9 protein-coding genes are annotated in these 6,375 nt (G+C 70.9%); 6 read left to right on the top strand and 3 right to left on the bottom strand.

Annotation, left to right across the window (positions count from 1 at the left end):
• Positions 1–20: 20 nt before the first annotated feature.
• Positions 21–158 (bottom strand): DUF397 domain-containing protein, encoded by a 138-nt coding sequence (locus ACFU7Y_RS37775; protein ID WP_308020190.1) that lies wholly within the window; start codon positions 156–158, stop codon positions 21–23.
• The gene (locus ACFU7Y_RS37770) at positions 121–1,068 is read right to left on the bottom strand and encodes a helix-turn-helix transcriptional regulator (RefSeq protein ID WP_224279257.1); all 948 of its coding nucleotides are present in this window, start codon (positions 1,066–1,068) and stop codon (positions 121–123) included. The genes ACFU7Y_RS37775 and ACFU7Y_RS37770 overlap by 38 nt, the downstream gene beginning before the upstream one ends.
• Positions 1,069–1,227: 159 nt before the next feature.
• Between ACFU7Y_RS37770 and ACFU7Y_RS37765 the strand changes: the two genes are divergently transcribed.
• The 5 genes from ACFU7Y_RS37765 to ACFU7Y_RS37745 all read left to right on the top strand — a co-directional run bounded on the left by ACFU7Y_RS37765 (position 1,228) and on the right by ACFU7Y_RS37745 (position 4,512).
• The gene (locus ACFU7Y_RS37765) at positions 1,228–1,662 is read left to right on the top strand and encodes an ATP-binding protein (protein ID WP_380771061.1); all 435 of its coding nucleotides are present in this window, start codon (positions 1,228–1,230) and stop codon (positions 1,660–1,662) included.
• A gap of 13 nt (positions 1,663–1,675) precedes the next feature.
• Entirely contained in the window at positions 1,676–2,236 is a 561-nt protein-coding gene (locus tag ACFU7Y_RS37760; RefSeq protein WP_224279261.1) for a hypothetical protein, read from the top strand.
• A gap of 145 nt (positions 2,237–2,381) precedes the next feature.
• A complete protein-coding gene (locus tag ACFU7Y_RS37755; RefSeq protein WP_380771060.1) occupies positions 2,382–3,257 on the top strand; it encodes an alpha/beta hydrolase in 876 nt (291 codons plus the stop codon).
• Positions 3,258–3,705: 448 nt separating this feature from the next.
• The gene (locus ACFU7Y_RS37750; protein ID WP_224279265.1) at positions 3,706–4,101 is read left to right on the top strand and encodes a copper chaperone PCu(A)C; all 396 of its coding nucleotides are present in this window, start codon (positions 3,706–3,708) and stop codon (positions 4,099–4,101) included.
• A 33-nt stretch (positions 4,102–4,134) separates the two neighbouring features.
• Complete coding sequence (locus ACFU7Y_RS37745) at positions 4,135–4,512, top strand: hypothetical protein (protein ID WP_380771058.1); 378 nt, start codon at positions 4,135–4,137, stop codon at positions 4,510–4,512.
• 139 nt (positions 4,513–4,651) lie between these two features.
• Here the strand turns inward: ACFU7Y_RS37745 and ACFU7Y_RS37740 are convergent, their stop codons facing one another.
• Positions 4,652–5,653 carry a S41 family peptidase gene (locus ACFU7Y_RS37740; RefSeq protein ID WP_224279269.1) on the bottom strand — a complete coding sequence of 334 codons (1,002 nt, stop codon included), beginning with the start codon at positions 5,651–5,653 and terminating at the stop codon, positions 4,652–4,654.
• A gap of 91 nt (positions 5,654–5,744) precedes the next feature.
• Between ACFU7Y_RS37740 and ACFU7Y_RS37735 the strand changes: the two genes are divergently transcribed.
• Positions 5,745–6,257, top strand: a complete 513-nt coding sequence (locus ACFU7Y_RS37735) for a transcriptional regulator (protein WP_224279271.1) — start codon at positions 5,745–5,747, stop codon at positions 6,255–6,257.
• Positions 6,258–6,375: the final 118 nt, after the last annotated feature.

The raw sequence follows: 6,375 nt of genomic DNA, 5'->3' as shown, positions 1-6,375 counted from the left end.
GCGTTGAGGTGAGGAGTGGGTCAGCCCTCGATCGGGAAGTCCCCGGCGCGGACGGCGGCGACGAAGGCGCCCCACGCGGAGTCGGCGAAAACGAGCGCCGGGCCCTGCGGGTCCTTGGAGTCACGCACCGGAACGAGGCCGGGGAACCCGGGGGCCACCTCGATGCAGTTGCCGCCGTTGTCGCCGCTGTAGCTGCTCTTCCGCCAGGCGGCCGCGGCGAGCTCGTTGCTCATCATCTTTGAAACCCTCCAGCGCATCGGTGATCAGCCGAAGCGAGTCGAACTCTGACAAACATTCGGCGCGGAGCTGATCATAGCGACGCTGATGCCTGGCCACGACGTCAGAAGCATCGCTCAGATGCCCGCGATCGAGGCTCTCCGAGTACACCGAACGCTGCCCATCCGGCAGCTCCAGCAACACCATAGCCGCGTTGAAGACGATCCGACGGCACGAGAACGGAGCCACCTGAACGACGATGTTCGGGAGCTGAGCCACTCGCAGCAAATGCTCCATCTGACTTCTCATCACATCCGGCCCACCCACGACCGTTCGGATCGCGCTCTCGTCGAGAATGACGAGTAGCAGCGGCCCATCAGATTCGAGGAACCGGCTCTGCCGACTGAGTCGGGCCCTGGTCAGCTCCTCGATCTCCTCCGGCTTGCCGGCTCCAACACCACTCGCAAACAGGGACTGTGCGTACTGCCGGCACTGCAACAGGCCGTACATCATGCTGTCCTGGTAGGCGCGCAGCCCGACCGCGATGGCCTCCTGGTCCGCGTATTCCTGGAACCAGTCCGGGTGCTCGATCGAGGCGTTCCAGTCCACCCGGTTGTACAGCCGCATCAGCAGGTCACCGGTGTTCAGCAGCTGCCCGAGCTCCTCGACCTCCTCGACCGACGGCCGCCGTCGCCCGCTCTCGGTCCGCGAGATCACCGTCCGGTCGAGGTGGAGCAGCTTGCCCAGATCCTCCTGGGTGTAGCCCGCCAACTCGCGCGCGTAGCGAACCTCTTCGCCGAACATGATCGCGGAGCTTGCCGTCGGTCCGCGCTTGATCTTCCGGTGTGCCATCGCTGCTCCCACCTGTGCGTCACGTGCCCAACACGTGGATCTGGGCGTCACCGTACCTCCGCGGACCGATCATTGATACCGGAACGCGATCACCTGCATGCACAGCGTGAATGCGCGCTCCCTTCGCACGCCCCCTCCCGCCCCCTGAGGTACTCCCCCATGCTCACGTCCCGTCGCCCCCGCACGTTCGTCGCGCGCCTCGACTCCCGGACCGAATCCACGCCCCTGGCCCGGTACTTGCTCCGCGCCTACCTCTCCGGCCTGTCCGCCGGGGAGCACTACTCCGACACCGCCGAGTTGCTCCTCGGTGAGCTGTTCGCCAACGCCGTCCAGCACTCCGACGCCCCCGCCGACCGCCACATCGAGGTCCGCTTCGCCCTCGCCGGCGACCGCCTGCGCCTCGAAGTCCACGACGCCGGCACCGGCCACCCCTCCCTCCACACCCCGGCCCCCGACGACGAGCACGGCCGCGGCCTGTTCCTCGTCGACGAACTCGCCGAACGCTGGGGCTGCGCCTCCCGACCCGGCGGCATCGGCAAGTTCGTCTGGGCCCTCGTCGCCCCCACCCTCACTCCCACCCTCGTCACCGCCTGAGAGCCCGACCCCCATGCATCTCGCCACCCTCGCCCGCCACGCCCTCTCCCGCGGCCGCACCCCCGCCGAGGCCTACGCCCTCCTCGCCCGCCGCACCCGCAAACCCCTGCCCTCCGCACGGGCGGTGTGCCTGGCCCTCTCCATCCCCCTCGCAGAGACCACCCGCCGCCTCGACGACTGCTACGACGCCCTGCTCGCCAACCCCCGCCCGGGCTCCGAGACCGACACCGGCGAACTCCTCGAAGCCCTCGGCGTCTTCGACGTCCCCGTCTCCCTCGACGCCACCGGCCTCGCCGTCGTCGAGCTCATCCTCACCGCCATCGACGCCATGGGCGGCATCCGCGCCGGCCACCAGCACGGCCTGAGCCGCTGGTTCACCACCGGCAACCTCACGGCCGCCTACCTCTCCCTCGCCGCCGCCCGCCCCCTGCCCCGCACCGGCGACCCCGCCCGCTACTGGACCGCCCTCATCACCGCAGGCGAACTCCTCACCACCACCCCCGGCCCCGACACCCGCATCAAACTCGCCCTCACCCACTGCCGCGCCCAAGCGGCGAAGTGCCTTTCCGGGTAGTGCGGTGATCACTCACTGAGTACTGTGAGCCGTCGAACAGTTGGGCAGCTGTCGGCTGCCCTCGTGACTCCGCGCTCGACCGCGAGGTGGTTCGCGGCATCGGAGCGGGCGACGCACGTGCCGCCGACGCCACGGAGGTCAGAAAGTGAGCAGACAGATGCAACCGACGTTCGTCCTGGTTCACGGAGCTTTCGCGAACTCCTTCTCCTTCGCGCCGCTCCAAGCCGAACTCGGCCTCCTCGGACACCGATCCGTCGCCGTCGACCTTCCGGGGCACGGCTTCGCCGCGACCTACCTGCGGGCCTACCAGGCGCCGCAGGACCTCGAAGGGCTCGCCACCGCGCCCGGGGCCATCAAGGGCGTCACGCTCGCCGACAACGTCGCGCACCTCATCGGGATACTGGAGCGGGCCAAGCGGAACGGGCCCGTCGTCCTCGTCTCCCACAGCCGCGGCGGCCTGACGGCCACCGTCGCGGCCAACCAGCGGCCCGACCTGATCGACCGCATCGTCTACGTCTCCGCGTGGTGCCCCGTCAACCTCGATGTCGGCGCCTACTACGCCGAGCCCGAGATGGCCACGGCCGACGCCGCTGGGCTGGCCTCGGGGATGGTCGGGAACCCCGCCGAACTCGGGCTGCTGCGCGTCAACTTCCGCACCGCCGACCCCGGTGTCCTCGCGACCTTCAAGGCGGCTTTCCTCGCCGACGGGACGGACGAGGAGTTCCTGGCGTTCCTCAACACCTTCCAGCCCGACGAGAACCTCGACGTCGGCACCCCCGACGACCGGGCACAGGCCGACACCTGGGGGCGCATCCCCAAGACGTACGTCCGGCTGACCGAGGACGCCGGCATCCCGCTCGCCATGCAGGACCGGATGATCCGCGAGGGCGACGCGCTGACGCCGGAGAACCCCTACGACGTCCGCACGCTCCCCGGCAGCCACCTGAAGTGGCTGGTCGACCCGGCACCGGCCGCCCGGGTCCTGGGCGAACTCGCCGCACTCCTGCCCACCGAAGCCTGACCGGACCGTCACGACTCCCGCGCCGAGGTAGCCGCACCCTGGCCTGAACCGGACTGGGTACGGCCACCCCGGCCCATGGCCCCGCACAGGAAGTCGGCCCCGCCGACTTCTGGTGTTCCGAAGGAATCGGCCCGGGACCTGTCCGGCCGTTCACAGACCGGATATGACAGGTCATCGCGCCCTGCGCGCGGCCTCACGGGTCAGTCACCTCACTTGCGGCCGGCGCACGCCACTGAGCGGCCGCTTCCGCACGCCCGGGCGGACACGGCAAGGCCGCCTCCACCCGAGCAAGCGCGGTTACCAGCCCCGTCGCCCGACGTCATGGAGTCGGGCCGTGCTATGACCGGATCGAGTGACCTTCCAACGGATCACCTTGCGTGATCAACGGCCAACCCGGTGTGCTGGCCGCGCGAGGCCGATGGCCGATCCCCGGCGAGGAGTCACTTCCATGAAGACACCGGTCAACACCGACATCACGGTCCGGGAGAAGTCCGCCTGGATCCGCTGGCTGCCGAACGCCCTGCCCGCCGCGGGCTACATCGGCCTGAAGAACTCCTCGGACGAACGCCTCGACATCACCAGGATCGCCAGCCCCGACTACCGGAGCATCGAGATCTGCCAGACCGTCACCGCCGCCGGGGCCTCGAAGACGGTCAAGCACGACCGGGTCACCCTCTCCGCCAAGGGCGGGTTCGCCTTCGCGCCGGGCGGCTACCACCTCGCGCTGGAGAAGCCGACCCGCCTGATCACCCCCGGCGACAACGCCCGGATCGTCTTCTTCCTCGGCGACGGCAAGGTCTTCAAGGTCAGGATTCCCGTCCGCACCTCCCCCGAGCCGCACTGACCCGCGCCCGCGCCGCCACCAGGAGACCCGGACATGACCACGTACCACCTCGACCTCGGCGACAACCGGACGGAAGCGCTCGCGTCCGTCACCAAGCTCACCCTCGTCGACATCGAACTCGACATCGACGCCTGCCTCGCCGGCAACTACCAGGCCCCCGTGCCGCTGTGGGGCAGTGTGGTCCTCACACGCGGCGCCCTCCGCGACGAGGCCACCACCGAGTGGGTCGAGGACGTCGGGAACACCAGCACCCGCCAGGACGCCATCCTCGTCGCCGGCGACCCCGCCGACCCCGCGTCCCCCCGCGTCCGACTCGTCGCCGCCTGGGCCAGCGCCACCTACCACCTGGACGAGGACGACGACCCCGACGCCTTCGCCGTCAGCTTCGCCGACATCGCCGTCGAGAGGTAGCCGCCCCACGCCCGCCCGTGCACCCGGCCGCAGCCCTTCTCTTCGGCCCTGTGCTCACGCAGCCGACGGGTCCGCGCCCGCTCCCGGCGATCGCGGGCGGAGCCGGTCGAGCCGTCCGGGTCTGACGCAGGACCGGCTGTCAGAGCCGGTCGTCCGACGACGCGGGACGGTCCTCCCTCCGGCCGCGCAGCGCCCGCCGGGCCTCCTCGGCCGACGGGGTGTCGCCGCCGAGCCGGGCCACCTCGGCCAGCGCCGCGCGATGGGCCACCTCGTGGGCCCGGGCCGGGTCCGTCTCGGTGTCCGGGATCACGCCGGTGCCCTCCCAGTTGCCGCCCGACACCGGGTTGATCGAGCGGGCGGTCGGGATGGTGGCCTCCAGGTGGGGGTGGAGCGTGAAGCCCCGGCGGGGGTTGGCGCCACCGCCGGACACCTCGCCGATCACCACGGCACGGCCGCGCTGCTGGAGGTCGTACGCGAGCTCCTCACCGCCCGAGAAGGTGGCCTTGCTGATCAGCACGTAGAGCGGCTTGCTGCCGCCGAAGCGCGGGCCGGGCACCAGCGCGGGGCTCCAGAACTGCCGTTCGGCGTCCTCCTCGCGGTCGTAGAGGGTGTTGAGGTGCGTCGGGTCGTCGAAGAGGTGGCCGCAGACGTGGGCGGTCGTGGACGGGTGGCCGCCGACGCACTCGCGCAGGTCCAGGATCAGTGCCTCGGCCCGCGCGACCAGGGTGAACGCGGCGTTCAGCGACTCGCCGGTCATGTCGAGCGGGAAGATGATCGGTGCGAGCTTCAGCAGGGCGACGCCACCCTCCAGGCGCTCGATCCGGGGTATGCCGCCGAGCGAGAGATCGGCGGCCCGCGCCAGCTCGGCGAGGACGGCGCCGTCCTCCTTCTCCGCCGGGATCGCGTGCGGGTGGAACTTCAGCCGCAGATGGCCGTCACCGTTGACCGACTGGAGGTCCTCGGTGACCAGCCGGCCGAGCGTCTCCGGGTCTTCGGCCCGGTGGTAGCGGCCCCGGGACAGCGCGTCGCCGAGGACCCCGGCGATCCGCTCGCCGATCTCGGGGAAGACGTAGAGCCCGGTCGTGAGCCGGCTCAACTCGGTGACGATCTCGGCGATCTCGACCGACTGGAGCTGCGTCATGTGCTGTCCCCCGCTGGTGACTGTCGATCAGGTGGGGGACGAGTAGAGCACGCGGCTTGCAAAAGCGTCAAGAAAGTTGGACGCTTTACGCATGGAGGACCAGACCCAGGAGCAGGAACTCACCATCGAGAGCCCTCAGCAGTACAAGGCGCTCTCCCACCCACTGCGCCAACGGCTGCTGCTGGCACTCGGCGGACAGCCCGCCACGGTCGGCCGGCTGGCGGCGGCGCTGGACAGCAGCAAGGGCACGGTGGCGCACCATCTCAAGGTGCTGCAGGACGCCGGCGTCGTCCGCATCGTGGAGACCCGGAAGGTGCGCGGCGGCAGCGAGCACCTCTACCAGCGCACCGCCCGGCGGATCACGGTGGCCGGGCAGGACGCCGGGCCGACCACCGCCCTGCTCGGGGCGGTGGCGGAGGAGTGCGTCAAGGCCCCACAGGAGCCACTGCTGGTACTGCGGCACCTCCGGCTGACCGCCGACCAGGCCGCACGCCTCGGCGCCGCCCTCCAGGCCCTGGTGAACGAGGCCGCCGAGGCCCCGGAAGGTGAGCCGGTGCACGGCGTGCTGGTGGCGCTCTACGAACAGGCCGCCGGGCGCGACTGACCGCCCGGCCCGGCCGGGGCACGTGCTGTCCGGCCACCTCGCCGACCGGAGGAACACGGCGGCACGAGGGATCTTCGTCGCCGGCCCGCCGCCGGGCCGGCCAAGGCGGTGGTGAGCC

Origin of the sequence: Kitasatospora sp. NPDC057542 (assembly GCF_042801945.1) — a bacterium.
GTDB lineage: Bacteria > Actinomycetota > Actinomycetes > Streptomycetales > Streptomycetaceae > Kitasatospora.
The sequence above is the reverse complement of the archived record's forward strand: the minus strand, read 5'-3'. Positions and strand labels throughout refer to the sequence as shown.